The organism is Pseudodesulfovibrio sp. 5S69, from assembly GCF_037094465.1.
Classification (GTDB): domain Bacteria; phylum Desulfobacterota; class Desulfovibrionia; order Desulfovibrionales; family Desulfovibrionaceae; genus Pseudodesulfovibrio; species Pseudodesulfovibrio methanolicus.
The window spans coordinates 3,981,507-3,997,539 of the sequence record NZ_CP146609.1 but is presented as its reverse complement, the minus strand read 5'-3'; the positions used below and the strand labels follow the sequence as shown (position 1 = coordinate 3,997,539).

The window sequence follows — 16,033 nt, the reverse complement described above, 5'->3', positions numbered from 1 at the left end:
AGTGGGTAACAGCATATTATGGCGTTAAGCCTAGCCCAAAAGGGTGATTTCGAGCAAGGAATGTCCCTTGGCGGAGGTGATTCGGGCATAGGCCCTCAGTGGCGGACCTTAGTCGAAATCCGCCAGCAGGGCGCTGACCTGGACCCCGGCCACCACCGGGCGCTCCTTGTAGGTCTGCTGGATGCGGTACAGGGCGTGGTGCAGCTGACCCGAGGAGATGCCGTTCCTGAGCGCGGTGTGGGCCTCGATATAGGCCGCGATGGAGTCCGAGACCTTGAGCAGGGGGCCGTCCTTGGGGTCCAGGGTGTCGTGGTTGAACTTCCCGGCCAGGTCGGATTCCGGGGCCTCGGTAATGATGCCGTCCAGGACCACGGTGGCCTTGAATTCGCTGCCCACCTCCAGACCCAGGAAATATTCCAGCCGCTCGGTGATGTCGGTGTACCCGCCCTCCTTGAGAGGGTTGAGGACCACCCGGTGCAGCTCCAGGATCTCGTACTCGTGGATCAGCTCGCTGATGTCGTGGGAGGCCGCCTTGACCGGGGAGATGATGTCTCTGGTCAGCAGCTCGGGCAGGTCGTGGAACAGGCCGGAGAAGAAATTGTTCTGGCTGCGGGCGCGGCACGCGCCGACCTCCATGGAGAAGAACCAGGAATAGGCGGCCACGATGAACATGTGGCCCAGGACCGAGGTCTCGGGCACGCGCGGTGTCTGGGACCAGCGCTTCTGGAACCGCAGCCGCCCGCACATGCGCGCGAACCCGCCGAGTACCGTGCCGTCCTCGTCGAGCAGTTCGGCCACGCCGTTCAGGTCGCGCATGGCCTCCAGCCGGTCGATGAAGCTCTGCTCGATCTCGGTCAGCTCGTGGTCCATGCGGTTGATGGACTTGAGCAGCTTGAACTCCGAGTAGCTGGCGTACAGGTGGGCGGCGTGCAGGATGCGCCGGGCCAGCCCCCTGTCTTCGGGGTGCATCAGATACTCGCCCATGCGGCGCATGAAGTCCTTGCCCAGCGGCATGATGCGCGGGTTCAGCTCCTTGAGCACCCAGTTGGTCAGGGTGCGGTAGTCGTCGGCGTTTTCCTTGATGCGATAGAAGACCGGCGGCTTGATGTCCGTGATGACCAGCCGATAGAGATAGTCGAAGATGCCCCCTTCGATGATCGACTCGCCGAGCGCCCGCTTGCGGGCCACGTCCATGTCCCGCGAGTTGAGCAAAAAGAGCAGCCAGGCCACGATCATCTTGTGCCCCTGCTTGTCCACCTCCACCAGCTCCATGGGCCGCAGCTTGTCGTTCCAGCGCTTCATGAACGCGCCGGAAAAGATGAGTTCGAGCAGGCTCTTTCGAATGATGACCGACATGGACGCTCCCTTTGGTTGCTGTGCGCACCAACAGTGCCGGAAAGGGCCGGGGATGGCAATACGCCCGCCCGCGGAGAGGGCGCAAACACCGCTTGTAAAAACGTCGCAGCAGGTGTATACAAATTTCCAATTGTTAACACGCTGGTATAATCTTCTCGAAATCCGGGTAGTTGTTTGACCGGCGATTACGAAAAGCGGGTCCTATGCACATCTCGGAAGGGGTTCTATCCTGGCCGGTACTCGCGGGCGGAGCGGCGCTCACCGTGGCAGGAACGGCCATCGGCCTGCGGAAGATCGACTACGACCGGATCATGTCCGTGGCCATCCTGTCCGCCACGTTTTTCATTGCCTCGCTCATCCACGTGCCCATCGGCCCTTCCAGCGCGCACTTGATCCTGGGCGGCCTGCTCGGCGTGGTCCTGGGCTGGGCGGCCTTTCCGTCCATCCTGGTGGCCCTGGCCCTCCAGGCCGTGCTCTTTCAGTACGGCGGCCTGACCGTGCTCGGGGTCAACTGCTTCAACATGGCCGCGCCCGCCGTGCTCTGCTATTATCTCTTCCGGCCCATGCTGCTGCGCGGGGCGGGCAGCCGATTCGCCGGGGCCTTTGCCTGCGGGTTCCTGGCCATGCTGCTCAGCGCCACCCTGACCGCCGCGGCCCTGGCCCTGTCCGGGGACGAGTTCGTCGGGGCGGCCCAGGCGCTGTTCGTCGCCCACCTGCCCATCATGGCCATCGAGGGCGTCATCACCGGCTTTGCCTATTCGTTCCTGTCCAAGGTCAAGCCCGAGGTCCTGGGCTGCTGATCCTGCCCCAATCTTCACACGATCAACCTGAGGAGTCGTCATGAACCGTCTGATCATCGCCGCCTGCCTGGCCCTGGCCGCGACCCTGTGCCTGTCCGCCGTATCCGAGGCCCACAAGGTGAACATCTTCGCCTACGTCGACGGCGACCGGATCGTCACCGACAGCGGCTACAGCCGGACCAAGCGGGTCTACGACGGCGAGGTGGAGGTCTTTGATGCCGCCACCGGGACCCTGCTGTTGAGCGGTAAGACCGACACCGAGGGCAAGTTCGCCTTCGTCATCCCCGAGGCGGCCAGGGAGAAGAAGATGGACCTGCGCCTGCTGCTCAAGGCCGGGCAGGGGCACCAGGCCGAATGGACCGTCCAGTACGACGAGTTCGCCGACGCGCCCCGGCCGGTGTCCGACATGGTCGCGGAGGAGAACCCCGCCGTTTCCGAAGCCGCCCCGGCCGCCGCTCCCGCCGCCGGAGCCGCCCCGGCCGTATCCGCCGGGGGCCTGACTGCCGCCCAGGTGGAGGCCATCGTCAGGCGCGAGGTGGACCCCATCAAGCACATGCTCGCCGAAATGTACGATTCCGGCCCGTCCATGACCGACATCTTCGGCGGCATTGGCTGGATTTTCGGCCTGTTCGGCGTGGCCGCCTACATGAAGAGCCGCCGCAACCCGTAAGCCGCGCGGTTCTGCAAAAAATCAGACCCCAAAGGTCGCGATTGTTGTCGCGGCCTTTTTTTTGTGCTAATTCCCCTACGGAAACATTCGGAATTATCCGGACGGTGTTTGCCGGAGGAACGGGCATGGGCCTGATTGCAAGAATCTGGCGGGGCGAGGAAGGCCTCGCGCGGACATTCTGGGGCTGGGGTTTTGCCGTCAACGTGGCGCTCAAGGGCGTGTCGTTGCTGCTGCTGTCCATGGCCGGGCAGCGGGCGGGTTTTGCCATGGCCTTGCTGGCCTACCTGGTCTTCATGATCGTCTACCAGGTGTTCATTTCCGTGGCCATCTGGCGCAGCGCGAACCGCTACGAGGGCTACAAGGGCTGGCCCTTCATGGCCAAGGCCGTGGTCCTGCTGGGGGCCATCCAGACCGTGTTCTCCCTGTTCGGGGTGGGCTGACCGGCCGCGATGGGCCGACGTTGTTTGGGATCGCAAACCATAAAAGGGGGCAACATATGAAACTGACCACACGGAGCCGCTACGGGACCCGCATGATGCTCGACATCGCCCAGAACGGGAAGGAGGGGCCGGTGCGCATCCAGGACATCGCCGACCGCCAAGGCGTCTCGGCCAAGTACCTGGAAAAGCTCATCCGCAAGCTCAAGGACGTGGGTTTCGTCAAGTCCAAGCGCGGCCCCCGCGGCGGCCACTCCCTGGCCAAGCCCGCGGCAGAGATTCCCATCGGCGAAGTGGTCCACGCCCTGGAGGGCGACGGTTCCCTGGTGGAGTGCCGCTCCGGCGACAAGGGGTGCGCGCGCATGAAGGAGTGCCTGACCCGCCGGTTGTGGCAGGAGGCCGCGGACGCCATGTACGACCGGCTGAACACCTTCACCCTGGCCGACCTGATCAACGACGCCGAGCAGTGCGGGAGCTCCACCATCGAGCCGTGGAGCCGGGGCGGGTTCTGAACCGGTCCCCGGCCGCGAAACGCGTATCGTCAAACGCTTGTTTGCTTCCGCCGATTGTGTAACAGTGAAACTGGCACAATTGCCAGGGAGCCATCATGACCTTATCCCTTCGTGACCCGGTCAGCGGGTTGACCCACTGCATCGCCGCGGTGCTGGCCGTGCTCGGCACGGTCCTGCTCATCGTCCGCGCCGCCAGCCCGGCCCTGCCGTGGCACATCGTCACATTCTCCATTTTCGGCGGGGGCATGATCCTGCTCTACACCGCCTCGACCCTGTACCACTGGCTGCCGGTCAGCGACCACTGGGTCGGCATCCTGCGCCGCGTGGACCACTCCATGATCTTCTTCTACATCGCGGCCACCTACACGCCCATCTGCCTCATTCCCCTGCGCGGTCCCTGGGGCTGGTCCATGTTCGGGGGCGTCTGGGCCCTGGCCCTGGGCGGGATCGTCATGAAGGTCTTCTGGATGAACGCCCCGCGCTGGCTGTCCACCGGCATCTACCTGGCCATGGGCTGGCTCGTCCTGGTGGGCATCTACCCGCTGGTCAAGGCCATGTCCGCCGCCTCCCTCATCTGGCTCGTGGCGGGCGGCCTGGTCTATTCCCTGGGCGCGGTCATCTACGCCGTCAGGTGGCCCGACCCGTTCCCCAGGCGCTTCGGCTTCCACGAGATATTCCACCTCTTCGTCATCGGCGGCTCGTTCTGCCACTACGTTGTCATGTACTGGTACGTGTAGCGTCGGCTTCCGATAGCGGCGCGTCAGCACATTTTTCGAGGACGCGGCCGATTCTCACGTATGCCGCAATACGCTGCGGTCGGCCGCGCCCTCGAAAAATGCACTGCCACACCACTCTCGAAAGCCTCGATGCGTCGGGGGCGTCGGGGCGCTGCGCTGCCGACGTTGTCGGGTGCGGGGGAGGGGCGTCGTGGCGCTTGGCTGCCGACGTTTTCGGGCGTGAAGAGGGGCGTCGGGGCGCTTGCTGCCGACGTTGGGGGGAAGCGGGGCACCGGGGGTTGGCCGCCGGTGCCCTGCTTCTTTTGGAGGTGTGTGGCGTTGCCGGGTCAGCGGTCGGGGGAGAGGGGGTATTTGGCCCGGATTTCGCGGATGCGGCGCTGCAGGCGCTCGCCGTCGCTCTCCGGGCGGGGCTGTTCGGGGGTGCGGGGGCGGAAGATGAGGCCCGCATGGGCCATGTCCGGGCCGTAGGCGGCCGAGGCCAGGAGCGGAAGCATGACCCAGGTGTCCATGGCCGGGCCATGGCCGAACAGGGTCGCCAGCACGCGGGGCAGGACGAGGACCAGGGCCAGGTACAGGCCCGCGTAGATCCCGAACCGCTTCCAGCGCTGCCCGCGTGTCAGGGCGACGAAGCGGACGTTGGGCCGGGCCACGGTCAGCCGGTAGAGCATCCACAGTCCCATGCCCATCACGAACAGGCCGAACAGGGCCAGGGCCGGGAGGGCGTACGCCTTGGGAACCAGCATGGCGATGAGCAGCCCCCCGGCAAAGGGCACGGCCAGATACAGGCCGTAATAGGTCAGCCAGCGCCTGGGGCCGTCGTCGGCCAGGACCCTGTCCACCTCGCCTCCCTCCGGCTCGTTCTCTTCCCCGGGCGAATAGAGCATGCCCAGAAAGAGCAGGGACGGCATCGCCAAGGTGATGTGGAACGCATCGGAATCGTTGAACAGCAGCAACAGGGCGGGCAGCAGGACCAGTCCGGCGTAGAGGACCAGGTACAGCGCCCAGCGCATGACCCGCCGCATCCGGGATTCGAAGGCGAAGCGCGCCTGGGGGCGGAGGACCACCAGGTGCAGGCTCATGAGCACGAAGATAAGGGCCATGATGACCTGGGCGACGGCATGGGCTTCATCGGGCTGGGCGCCCTTGGCGTTCACCCACTGCACCAACAGGATGTAGGGCAGGTAGTACAGGGCCAGGGCGAAGAGATAGCGCTTCAGGTACATGATCGGACTCCACTGCGGCACAAAGCGCCGGAAAGAGGACCGGAAGCGAAAGGGTATGGAAATGAGACGCACAAAAGGACCCTTTTGTGCCAGAGCAGCAATTATGTACCCAGGCCGGGGCCCGGTTGTCAACCCGCCGCCCCGCGAATGCCAGCGGTTCGGGCGGATGCAACGGCTCCGGGGTAAGGGGAGGCAAAAAAAGCGGTGCGGCATCGCAGATGCCGCACCGCTTGTCAGGTACGTACCAAGCGCAGCCTAGTGGCGGTTGTTCCGTATGGCCAGGCGGATGCAGAAGGCGGCGCCGCCCCAGGTGACGCCGATGCCGATGCACAACATGATGATGGCGGATGTGGTCATGGTGTCTCCTTAGTTTTGGCGGACGAAGCCGTAGGTGGCCTCGCGACGGCTCAGGCACAGGGCCAGGACGAAGGCCACGGGCAGCAGGGACCAGCCGAGCAGGGCCAGGTCGGGTTGCGCGTAGCCGCCGTAGGGGGTGCCCAGGTCGGTGACGATGTTCATGACGAAGGTGTAGCCGAGTACGGCCACGGTGACGAGCTTGAGGCAGAGCCGCCAGGCGGTGCCGACCTTGAAGTCCGAGACCGCGTTGACGTGCGCGTTCATGTCGTCCAGCCCGACGATGTAGCTCATCAGCAGGATCTCGGCCAGGGCCAGGCCGAGGATGCAGAGGTTGTTGACGAAGTGGTCGACGATGTCGAGGATGAGCAGCCCGCTGCCGGTGGTGAAGACCAGGGTCATGAGGAACCCGAAGCCGCAGACCAGGGTGGCGGTCCGCTTGCGGCTCAGGCCGAACTTGTCGATAAAGGACGAGCACACGGCCTCGACGATGGAGATGTGCGAGCTGACCCCGGCCATGGTCAGGCAGAGGAAGAACAGGGTGCCCACGAACGCGGGGGCGGGCATGGTGTTGATGGCCGCCGGGATGGTGATGAAGGCCAGCCCCACGCCCGCGCCGGCCACGTCGGACACGTCCTGCCCGGTGGCGTGGGCCATGTTGCCGAGCACCGAGAAGATCATGATGCCCGCCAGCAGGGAGAAGCCGCAGTTGATGAACACGGTCATGGCCGCGTTGTTGTTGATGTCCGAGTCCTCGGGCAGGTAGCTGGAGTAGGCCAGCATGATGGAGAAGCCGATGGACAGGGAGAAGAATATCTGGCCGTACGCGTCGGCCCAGACCGTGAAGTCGGCCAGCTTGGAGAAGTCGGGGTGGAACAGGTAGTTCAGGCCGGTCAGGGCGCCGGGCAGGTTGACCACGCGGGCGATGAGCACCAGGACCAGGACGAAGAGCAGGGGGATGAGGATCTTGCAGGCCCGCTCGATGCCCTTGCGTACGCCCGAGGTGATGGCCAGCCAGGTGATGCCCCAGGCCAGGGTGCAGGCGGCCAGGATGGGCCAGCGGATACCGCCCAGGGCAAGGGGCGAATCGCTCAGGCCCAGATAGTCGCCGAAGAAGAACGCCTTGGGATCGGCGCCCCAGGACTGGTTCAGGGCGAACCCGGTGTAGTTGATCGTCCAGCCGATGACGGCCACGTAGTATATGGAGATGATCAGGGCGACCATGACCTGCATCCAGCCGAGCCACTCCCATTTCCCGCCCAGGGCGCGGAAGACCTTGGGCGCGGAACCCCGGAACTTCTGGCCCATGCCGAATTCGAGGATCATGAAGGGGATGCCCGCGGTCAGCAGGGCGAAGATGTACGGGATGAGAAAGGCGCCGCCGCCGTTCTCGTAGGCCATGTAGGGGAAGCGCCAGATGTTCCCCAGCCCGATGGCGGACCCGACCGCAGCCAGGACAAAGCCTGTGCGGGAGCCCCATTGTTCACGTTGAGCCATATTTCACCTGCGTTTTTTAAGCGTGGGCCGCGCGGCTTCGGCGCGGCTGCCGTGCGGGCCGGAGGAGCGGCGCGCCCCTGTGCCCGGGAGCGGAAAAAGAGAACGGGACCCCTCTCGGGCGCCCCTTCCCTTAGTCCGCGAACGGATAATTTTTCAAAAGCGAGATGTCTGTATGTCAAATTTCCCGGAATGTCCACTTTGTGGGCCGGATTTCGCCGGGTAAAATTCGATTTTGCGGGGAAAATGGTGAAGTTTTTATGTGTTTTTCGGGAAAAATGCCGAAAAAAACACGTTTTGCCGCCCGTATGCGCGGCAGGGGGCCTGCCGCGCACGTGGGTCCGGCGGTCAGAAGGTCAGGATGGTATAGCCCTTGTCCATGTAGGCGGCCATGGATGGATGGCCGGACATGTCGTCGAGCAGGGGCAGTCCCGCGTTCTTTACCGCGTCGAGCACACCGAGCTTGGACGAGCACGCCTTGCACGCGCCCGCGATCAGTCCGGCCGCCTTGGCCTTCCCGTAGAGCGCGTGGAACGGGTTGTCGGCCTTCTCCAGTTCGGGCACGAGGGTCACGGCCATGCCCTCGAAGACGATGATCGCCTCCTTGCCCTTTTCCTTCATGTCGAGCGCGTTGAGCAGGACGTGTACGAAACACATCAGTTCGCCGTTGAATGCGTAGAGACAGTACATGGTCGCTCCTTGGTATTGTCGGACCCGAAAGAACAGGCCCCCCGACCGTAGCCGGAGGGCCTGCATGACGTCAATTCCGGGCTATTCGAAGGCCATGGAGACCTTCCACGCCTCCCAGACCTTGCCCACCAGGGCCGGGCCGGGATTGAGTACGGGCTTGCCGGGTTTCCAGCCCGAGGGCGTGGCCTTGGCGCCCTTGGATTCGCGGACCAGTTGGAAGGCCTGGAGCTGGCGCAGGGTCTCGCTGACGTTGCGGCCCACGGGCGGGGTCAGGACCTCGAAGGCCTGGATCACGCCGTCCGGGTCGATGAGGAAGCGGCCGCGCACGTCCACGCCGCCCGCCTCGTCGTAGATGCCGTACCGGGTGCCCACCGCGCCGCCGCCGTCGGACAGCATGGGGAAGGGCACCTTGCCCGAGGTGATCATCTTGGAAAGTTCGTGGTCCACCCACATCTTGTGCACGAACATGGAGTCCGTGGACATGGACAGGACCTGGACGCCGAGTTTTTCGAATTCGTCGTTCTTTTCCGCGACCGCGGAAATTTCGGTCGCTCAAACGAAGGTGAAGTCACCAGGGTAGAAGCAGAGCGCCACCCACTTGCCCAGATACTCGGACAGGGTGACGGAGCCGAACCGGCCGTCGATATAGGCGGGAGCGGTGAAGTCGGGGGCCTTCTGGCCGACGCGGATTATGGCGTCTCCTTGGGGTTTGCTGGTTGGGGCCGGGGCCTGTTCCTCGGCCTGCGGTGGGGCCGCCACCTTGGGGGCGGGCCGTTCGCACGTGGGATCCTGGATTTCAGGCATGGTTGCCTCCTTGGTTTTACAATCGAACGATCCCGATGGATCGATGAAATCAATAATAGATACTGTTATGAAGATAGCAAGATATTTTTGAACATATGCTTAATCGTCGCGGGAAAGACACGCGCGGGCCGCACCGGCCGGGGGCCGGAGGGCCTTGATGCCGTCAATCCGCGGCGAGTCGAAGTCGGAGGCCGTTATTCGGCGTGGTGGGCTATGAGGAATTCCGAGTACCGGGAGTCTGACCGGCTCATGTGCTCGGTGGTCCAGTCGCGCAGGAAGACGTAGACCGACAGGTCCAGGTTGGCGGGGTCTTCCCGGTACCGGGCAATGTAGCGGTGGACCTCGTCGGTCAGGGCCTTGTGCTCGGCCCGGTGTTCGGTCAGGAGGTCCTCGGGATAGCCGTGCGTGCGCAGCAACTCTTCCTCGTGGGTGAAGTGGTAGACGGCGTAGTCGGCCAGGTCGTTCAGGACGCCTTCCAGGACCGTTTCCCCGGCCTCGTCCATGATGGCCAGGAAGAGCCGGTTGGTCAGGGCCATGAGCCGTTTGTGCTGTTCGTCTATGGACGGGACGCCCACCGAGTGGGAGTCGTGCCATTCAATCTCGTGCATATGCGTCTCCATAGCCGTTTTCGTCTTTGGAAGGGTCGCCTACCGGTCGGCCAGCCTTTCCCGCAGCCGCTCCACCCGCTTGCGGTTGACCCCGAAGTCCGAGTAGCCGACCCGCGACGCGGAACGCACCTCGATGCGCCCGGCCCGTGGGTCGTACAGGCACTCCAGGTCGTCCCGGAAGCGCCACAACCGACTGGTGAACACGGCGCGCAGGTAGTTGCCGCGGACCTCCGCGACCTCTGCGCCCTCCATGGTCCCGATGACCGCGGCCAGCCGGGCCATGACCTCGTCCACGGGTCCGTTCGCGGGCAGCGGCGCGACCCGCCGGTCCGGTGCTTCGGCCTCGGACGACACGCAGTTGTCCGGGCCGGGGCAGCCCATGAGCCGTCCGTCCACCGGCCCCAGCCGGTCCGGGGTCCGGGCGGACATGCGCGCCAGCCCGAACAGGGCGGCCAGGATCGCCACGGCAAGGATGAGGAGGTATTTCATACCCTACAAGATAGGTCTGAAACGGGTCGGATGGCAAGCGCCGCGAAAAAAAAGGCCCCCGGACGGTGTCCGGGGCCTTGATTTGCCTGAGTGTGCTCTCCGAAGGGATTGGGGAGACCGCCGGGGCGGTGGTTCGGCCGTTGTCTATTTGACCACGACCAGTTCGTATTCCCTGGTTCCCAGCCCGATCTTCTCGGCGTGATCCAGGCAGGTCTTCCATTCGGATTCCGGCCTGGAGTTGGTGAAGTGGTCGTGGTGGTCGACAAAATCCTTCTTGGCGAGGTTCTCCGCGAGCTGGCTGCCGGGAAGCGGCTTGGCCTCCATGCAGGCGTCCACGCAGGCCTGGTCCAGGGCCAGGGGATCGGAGGACGCGAACATGCCCAGGTTGGGCAGGATGGGCACGTCGTTCTCGCCATGGCAGTCGCAGTTGGGGGAGACGTCCACGATCAGGGAGATGTGGAACTGCGGGCGGCCGTCCACCACGGCCTTGGTGTACTCGGCCATCTTCCGGTTGAGGTCGCAGACGGCGGAGTCCAGGCCGAAGGCGATCGCGTCGAAGTTGCACGCGCCCAGACACCGGCCGCAGCCGACGCAGTTGTCGTGGTTGATGCGGGACTTCTTGGCCTCTTCGTCGAAATGCAGGGCGTCGTTGGCGCACTCCTTGATGCAGGCCCGGCAGCCCACGCACTTCTCTTCGTCGATGTCGGGCTTGCCGCCGCTGTGCTGCTCGGTCTTGCCCGCGCGCGAGCCGCAGCCCATGCCGATGTTCTTGAGCGTGCCGCCGAAGCCGGTCATCTCGTGGCCCTTGAAATGGGTCAGGCTGATGAACACGTCGGCGTCCATGACGGCCCGGCCGATCTTGGCCATCTTGACGTATTCGCCGCCCTCGACCGGGACCTCGACGTCGTCGGTGCCCTTGAGGCCGTCGCCGATCAGGATGGGGCAGCCCACGGTCAGGGGCGTGAAGCCGTTTTCCCAGGCACATTCCAGGTGCTCCAGGGCGTTCTTCCGCTTGCCGGGGTACATGGTGTTGCAGTCGGTCAGGAAGGGCTTGCCGCCCAGTTCCTTGACCACGTCGGCCACGGCCTTGGCATAGTTGGGCCGCAGGTAGCTGATATTGCCGAGCTCGCCGAAATGCATCTTGATGGCGGCAAACCTGCCTTTCATGTCGATATCACCGATCCCGGCCTTCTTGATCATTTTCTTGAGCTTGGCGGGCAGCCCGTCGCCGAAGGCCTTGGTGCGAAAACTGGTGAAGTAGACTTTTGCTTTTTCCATTGTTCCCTCAAACATTTTATGGTTTGCGTATTCAAGACAACATGCGGCGTGAGCCGGAAACGGCCCTGTCGATCCCTTTCCCTTTCGTGGGCCGTTCGGTTGTCGTGGCCGTCACGGCGGCCGAGGCTTTAATTGCGACTTTTTTACTACCTCTTTTTGAAGAAGAGCAAAAGCCCCGATCCTCCGTGAAAATTGTCGGATTCTCCGAGAATCCTTCGATTCGGAATGGTTGGTGGGGGTGGAAGAGCCGCTGGGAGTGTGACCGTTTTGAGCCCGCGCGGTCAAGCCGGAGACGGAAAAGGCCCCGGACCGAGGTCCGGGGCCTGAATCGGCTGGTCGGAGTGGAGGGGCGGCCCTCCCGGATCGTGTTGAGCGTTTTCCCTGTCGCACATTATGATGCGATGGTAGGGCGCATCACCATAATTCCTGTTCTGATATGGGCTTCAGGCCAATACGTCCGGCCGCGATCGGTCAGCGGATATGGGGCATTGCGGCTATGCGCTTGCACCTATGCGTGCTCGTCCGAACTTCATGCAACCGATGGCTACGAGGCCGAAGAGGCCGACAAACAGCAGCATGAAGGTGGAAGGCTCGGGCGTCGGGACTGGAGAGGTCTGAACGATCGCCTGAAAGGTTGCGTAGGAAGTGTCAGGAGTGAAGAACAAGCTTCCTCCATCAGTCGGAATTCCATCCCAATAAAAGACATGTGCACTGACACCTTGAAAACCAACTCCGGAAAAAGGTCCGATGGATGTCTGCATGTCCCAGGTGGCAGCGGAAAGATCATAGGGCCCGTCAAAAAGATCACTTATGTTTCTGCTGTCACTAAATCCAAATACTTGTACTGAATAGTTCACGAATGTCTGAGTCGGGATTTGGAGTTGAAATATACCGAGTTGGTCAATGTCAATGAAAGCCGCACTGTGCCCGGTCCACAAGGCATTAAAGCGGTCCCTTCGCATTACGTCGTCAGTATCTCCATAGGCCGTAATCGTGAAATTTCGATTGGTAAAGTACGTGTCGTTGAGATTGCCGGAGCCTATACCACTATGTACGAATGTAATTGGATAAGAAAATCCGGATGTCGTTGTGAAACACAGAATGAAGACTGTCAGCAGTAGTGTCGCTAGCTTATGCACAATGTACTCCGCGTGATGAAGATTGAGGACAGTTGCAGACTCTTTGAACGGAAGACGAAAGCAAATAGCGTTCCATATTATAACATGCTTAATTAATGGTTTTTTTTGTTTTTGCCAAGATGCAATATTAAGTAATTGTTAAGAAAATCGACGAGTATGTCGATTTTCTTGACATGGCGACAGGATGATAGGCCTCTGCACATTTTTGATGACGAAGATTCGCAACAGTGCACACTGCTGGACGCAGCCAACAACAATTGGCGGTATCGCCAGTGATCGGTGTACATGTTTTCTTTGCTATGAGAGGAGCAGGCCAAGACGCAACAAAAGAGCCTTGAACCAAGGTAGGTCACCAAGATTCAAGGCTCTGTTTTTGGCTGGTCGGAGTGGAGGGATTTGAACCCCCGGCATCCTGCTCCCAAAGCAGGCGCGCTACCAGTCTGCGCCACACTCCGTCAGGTGGCTGAGGATTCCCCCTGGCTGCGTTGCTGCGAAAAATCCACACCCTTGCGTATTGAGATACGCGGCGGTCCTGAATTTTTCTTGCGCCTTGCCAGGAGAAATCCTCAGCTACCTGACAATGTTCGCCGCTTATGGCGACGATCGCGCGAGGGTGTGCATACCTACTGAAAAAGCGGGCTGTTTGCAAGCCGGTCAGCCGAGGTCCACGCCGTGGATGGTCCGGCCGCAGGCCTGGCATTTGCCGTCCTTGATGCCCTGCACGCGGGCCGAGAAGCCGGACCGGTTGATCAGCTCCCGGCCGCAGCCGGGACAGATCGTGTCCTGCCGGTTGGAGCCGGGCATGTTGCCGATGTACACGTATTCGAGCCCCTTGGCCTTGCCCATGTCGTAGGCCATTGCCAGGGAGTCGCCGGACGTGGGCGGGGCGTCGGTCATCCGGTAGTCCGGGTGGAACCGGGAGATGTGCCACGGCGTGTCCGTGCCGATCTCGCCGGCCAGGAAGTCGGTCAGTCGGTCCAATTCCTCGGGCGAGTCGTTCTTGCCCGGAATGAGCAGAGTGGTCACCTCCAGCCACCACTTGAGTTCATGTTTGATCTGCTTGAGATTTTCCAGCACCGGCCCGAGCCGGGCCCCGGAGATGTCCTTGTAGAATTCCTCGGTAAAGCACTTGAGGTCCACGTTGATGGCGTCGATGTCGGACCCGAGCGCCTCCAGGCACTCGCGGGTCATGAACCCGTTGGAGACCATGATGTTCTTCAGGCCCTGCGCATGGGCGAGCTTGGCCGTGTCCTGCATCAGCTCGAAGAAGATGGTCGGCTCCGAGTAGGTGTAGGAGATGGACGCGGCGCCGGAGCGCACGGCCTCGGCCACCAGCCCTTCGGGCGTGGCCTCCTGGCCCCGGATGGCCGCACCGTCGCGCGGCGGCTGGGACAGGGACCAGTTCTGGCAGAAGGTGCAGGCCAGGTTGCAGCCCATGGTGGCAAAGGAAAAGGTCATGGAACCCGGCTGGAAATGGTAGAGCGGCTTTTTTTCCACCGGATCGAGATTGATCGCGGCCACCTTGCCGTAGTTCAGGGAGTAGAGCGTACCTTCCTGGTTTTCGCGTACGCCGCACTGCCCGCGTTCGCCGGGCGGGATCATGCAGTAGTGGTTGCACAGGCGGCATTGGACGGCGCCGTCCTTGAGCGGTTTCCAGAGTCTCGCTTCGATCATGATTTCCTCCCGGTTTGTCTATTCCAGAAGGGCCGGGCCGCATGCGACCCCGGTCATTCCTGCGTGCTCGTGGTGGTCGTCGTCGAGGTGGAGGTGTTGCCCACGCCGTCCGTGGTCGTGGTCTTGGAGGTGGTGGACTTCGAGTTCGGCCAGGACACGTCCGGGTCCACGGCGATGATCACCTTGTCGTACCAGTCGACCTCCTCCTTCTTGGGCTGGTGGGAGTCGATGGTCGAGTCGCCCGCCTGGTTGGTGCCGAAGGTGGTCACCGGCCCCTCGCCCTCTACGGGCCGGGTGCCGAAGCTTTCGTCCTGGCGGTTCTTGGCCGTATCCTCGTTCTTGAACTTGTGCTGGGCCAGGCCCACGGCCGGCGTCAAAAGGGCAACGGCCAGGATCAGAACGGCTATGACGCTGAAATGGCGCATGGTTTCCTCCTCGGCATTGCGGTACTGCCACATTTTTATACTATAGGTATCGGATACTCCGTTGGCAAATGCAAATGGCGGGCCGCGCACTTGTTGCTTGAACTTGGCCCGCCTTCCATCTATAAGCGACCAAAGCCAAGTGAGGAGAGACCCATGAGCGACAGCGCCAAGCGATCCCAGGCATACACCGAAGCCGGTGTGGACATCGAGGCGGGCAACGAATTCGTCCGCCGCATCAAGGACATGGTCAAGTCCACCTTCACCCCCGGCGTGGCCACGGACATCGGCGGCTTCGGCGGCCTGTTCAAGCCCGAAATCGCCGGAATGGAGGCCCCCATGCTGGTGGCCGGGACCGACGGCGTGGGCACCAAGCTCAAGCTCGCCTTTATGTTCGACCGCCACGACACCGTGGGCATCGATCTGGTGGCCATGTCGGTGAACGACGTGCTTGTCCAGGGCGCGGCCCCGCTCTTCTTCCTCGACTATTTCGCCACCGGCAAGCTCGAACCCGGCGTGGCCGCCCAGGTTGTCTCCGGCGTGTGCGAAGGCTGCCGCCAGTCGGCCTGCGCCCTGCTCGGCGGCGAGACCGCCGAGATGCCCGGCTTCTACCCGGACGGCGAGTACGACCTGTCCGGCTTTGCCGTGGGCATGGTCGACACCCCCAAGCTGGTCACCGGCAAGGACATCGCCCCCGGCGACGTGCTCATCGGCCTGGCCTCATCGGGCGTGCACTCCAATGGCTGGTCCCTGGTGCGCAAGCTCCTGGCCGAGTCCGGACTGGAGCAGGACGACACCTTCCCCGGCACGGACAAGACCGTGGCCGAGGTCCTCATCGAGCCCACCAAAATCTACGTCAAGCCGGTCCTCGAACTGTTCGGCACGCTGCCGGTCAAGGGCATGGTCCACGTCACCGGCGGCGGCTTCTACGACAACGTGCCCCGGGTCCTGCCCGAGACCGTGGCCGCGTCCGTCAATTTCGGCACCTGGGCCATGCTGCCCGTGTTCGAATGGATCAAGGCCCAGGGCGACCTTTCCTGGCCCGAGATGCTCCAGATATTCAACTGCTCCATCGGCTACATCCTCATCGTCGACCCGGAACACGCCGACGAGGCCCTGGAAAAGCTCGACGCCCGCGACGACGTGGAGGCCTACCGCATCGGCGAAATCACCAAGCGCAAGGAAGCCGCCGAGCAGGTCGAGGTCGTCTTCCCGTAGGCCGCATCATGGAATCGCCAAGGCCCCTGCCCCGCATGCGCGGAGCAGGGGCTTTTCTTTTGGGACGCACCTGGAGTGGGTGCCGGAATCCCGGAAGGCGGTTTACCTGGCCTGCGTACTGGGGTAAC

General features: G+C 62.9%; 18 protein-coding genes and 1 tRNA gene. 6 read left to right on the top strand and 13 right to left on the bottom strand.

Going from position 1 to position 16,033, the window contains the following annotated elements; translation table 11 throughout:
* Positions 1-108: 108 nt before the first annotated feature.
* Positions 109-1,356 carry an HD domain-containing protein gene (locus tag V8V93_RS18695; protein WP_338668151.1) on the bottom strand — a complete coding sequence of 416 codons (1,248 nt, stop codon included), beginning with the start codon at positions 1,354-1,356 and terminating at the stop codon, positions 109-111.
* Between the two features lie 203 nt (positions 1,357-1,559).
* On the opposite strand from V8V93_RS18695, the gene cbiM reads away from it, so the two are divergent.
* The 5 genes from cbiM (at position 1,560) to trhA (ending at position 4,512) form a co-directional block, all read left to right on the top strand.
* Positions 1,560-2,156 carry a cobalt transporter CbiM gene (cbiM, locus tag V8V93_RS18690; protein WP_338668150.1) on the top strand — a complete coding sequence of 199 codons (597 nt, stop codon included), beginning with the start codon at positions 1,560-1,562 and terminating at the stop codon, positions 2,154-2,156.
* A gap of 40 nt (positions 2,157-2,196) precedes the next feature.
* Positions 2,197-2,826 carry a hypothetical protein gene (locus V8V93_RS18685; protein WP_338668149.1) on the top strand — a complete coding sequence of 210 codons (630 nt, stop codon included), beginning with the start codon at positions 2,197-2,199 and terminating at the stop codon, positions 2,824-2,826.
* A 125-nt stretch (positions 2,827-2,951) separates the two neighbouring features.
* On the top strand, positions 2,952-3,266 hold the full coding sequence (locus tag V8V93_RS18680) for a hypothetical protein (RefSeq protein WP_338668147.1): 315 nt from the start codon (positions 2,952-2,954) through the stop codon (positions 3,264-3,266).
* 56 nt (positions 3,267-3,322) lie between these two features.
* Positions 3,323-3,775, top strand: coding sequence for an RrF2 family transcriptional regulator (locus V8V93_RS18675; RefSeq protein ID WP_338668146.1), 453 nt, complete (start codon positions 3,323-3,325; stop codon positions 3,773-3,775).
* A gap of 95 nt (positions 3,776-3,870) precedes the next feature.
* Positions 3,871-4,512: a PAQR family membrane homeostasis protein TrhA gene (gene trhA / locus V8V93_RS18670; RefSeq protein ID WP_338668145.1), complete on the top strand. Its 642-nt coding sequence runs from the start codon at positions 3,871-3,873 to the stop codon at positions 4,510-4,512.
* Positions 4,513-4,838: 326 nt separating this feature from the next.
* On the opposite strand, the gene V8V93_RS18665 is transcribed toward trhA, so the two are convergent.
* From V8V93_RS18665 to V8V93_RS18610, 12 genes are all read right to left on the bottom strand, one after another.
* Positions 4,839-5,735 (bottom strand): hypothetical protein, encoded by an 897-nt coding sequence (locus V8V93_RS18665; protein ID WP_338668144.1) that lies wholly within the window; start codon positions 5,733-5,735, stop codon positions 4,839-4,841.
* Between the two features lie 255 nt (positions 5,736-5,990).
* Entirely contained in the window at positions 5,991-6,092 is a 102-nt protein-coding gene (locus V8V93_RS18660) for a MetS family NSS transporter small subunit (RefSeq protein ID WP_338668143.1), read from the bottom strand.
* A 9-nt stretch (positions 6,093-6,101) separates the two neighbouring features.
* A complete protein-coding gene (locus V8V93_RS18655) occupies positions 6,102-7,586 on the bottom strand; it encodes a sodium-dependent transporter (protein ID WP_338668142.1) in 1,485 nt (494 codons plus the stop codon).
* A gap of 345 nt (positions 7,587-7,931) precedes the next feature.
* On the bottom strand, positions 7,932-8,273 hold the full coding sequence (locus V8V93_RS18650; RefSeq protein ID WP_338668141.1) for a cytoplasmic protein: 342 nt from the start codon (positions 8,271-8,273) through the stop codon (positions 7,932-7,934).
* Positions 8,274-8,354: 81 nt separating this feature from the next.
* Complete coding sequence (prxU, locus tag V8V93_RS18645) at positions 8,355-9,077, bottom strand: thioredoxin-dependent peroxiredoxin (RefSeq protein WP_338668139.1); 723 nt, start codon at positions 9,075-9,077, stop codon at positions 8,355-8,357.
* A gap of 194 nt (positions 9,078-9,271) precedes the next feature.
* Positions 9,272-9,685: a bacteriohemerythrin gene (locus V8V93_RS18640; protein ID WP_338668138.1), complete on the bottom strand. Its 414-nt coding sequence runs from the start codon at positions 9,683-9,685 to the stop codon at positions 9,272-9,274.
* A 39-nt stretch (positions 9,686-9,724) separates the two neighbouring features.
* Positions 9,725-10,174 (bottom strand): DUF1499 domain-containing protein, encoded by a 450-nt coding sequence (locus V8V93_RS18635; RefSeq protein WP_338668137.1) that lies wholly within the window; start codon positions 10,172-10,174, stop codon positions 9,725-9,727.
* A gap of 144 nt (positions 10,175-10,318) precedes the next feature.
* On the bottom strand, positions 10,319-11,452 hold the full coding sequence (locus V8V93_RS18630; RefSeq protein WP_338668136.1) for a DUF362 domain-containing protein: 1,134 nt from the start codon (positions 11,450-11,452) through the stop codon (positions 10,319-10,321).
* A 494-nt stretch (positions 11,453-11,946) separates the two neighbouring features.
* Positions 11,947-12,591, bottom strand: a complete 645-nt coding sequence (locus tag V8V93_RS18625; RefSeq protein WP_338668135.1) for a PEP-CTERM sorting domain-containing protein — start codon at positions 12,589-12,591, stop codon at positions 11,947-11,949.
* Positions 12,592-12,969: 378 nt separating this feature from the next.
* Positions 12,970-13,046: transfer RNA gene (locus tag V8V93_RS18620), tRNA-Pro, on the bottom strand.
* Positions 13,047-13,245: 199 nt separating this feature from the next.
* Positions 13,246-14,265, bottom strand: a complete 1,020-nt coding sequence (amrS, locus tag V8V93_RS18615; RefSeq protein ID WP_338668133.1) for an AmmeMemoRadiSam system radical SAM enzyme — start codon at positions 14,263-14,265, stop codon at positions 13,246-13,248.
* A 53-nt stretch (positions 14,266-14,318) separates the two neighbouring features.
* Positions 14,319-14,690 carry a hypothetical protein gene (locus V8V93_RS18610; protein ID WP_338668132.1) on the bottom strand — a complete coding sequence of 124 codons (372 nt, stop codon included), beginning with the start codon at positions 14,688-14,690 and terminating at the stop codon, positions 14,319-14,321.
* Between the two features lie 153 nt (positions 14,691-14,843).
* Between V8V93_RS18610 and purM the strand changes: the two genes are divergently transcribed.
* Positions 14,844-15,905, top strand: a complete 1,062-nt coding sequence (purM, locus tag V8V93_RS18605; RefSeq protein ID WP_338668131.1) for a phosphoribosylformylglycinamidine cyclo-ligase — start codon at positions 14,844-14,846, stop codon at positions 15,903-15,905.
* The last annotated feature ends 128 nt before the right edge of the window (positions 15,906-16,033 follow it).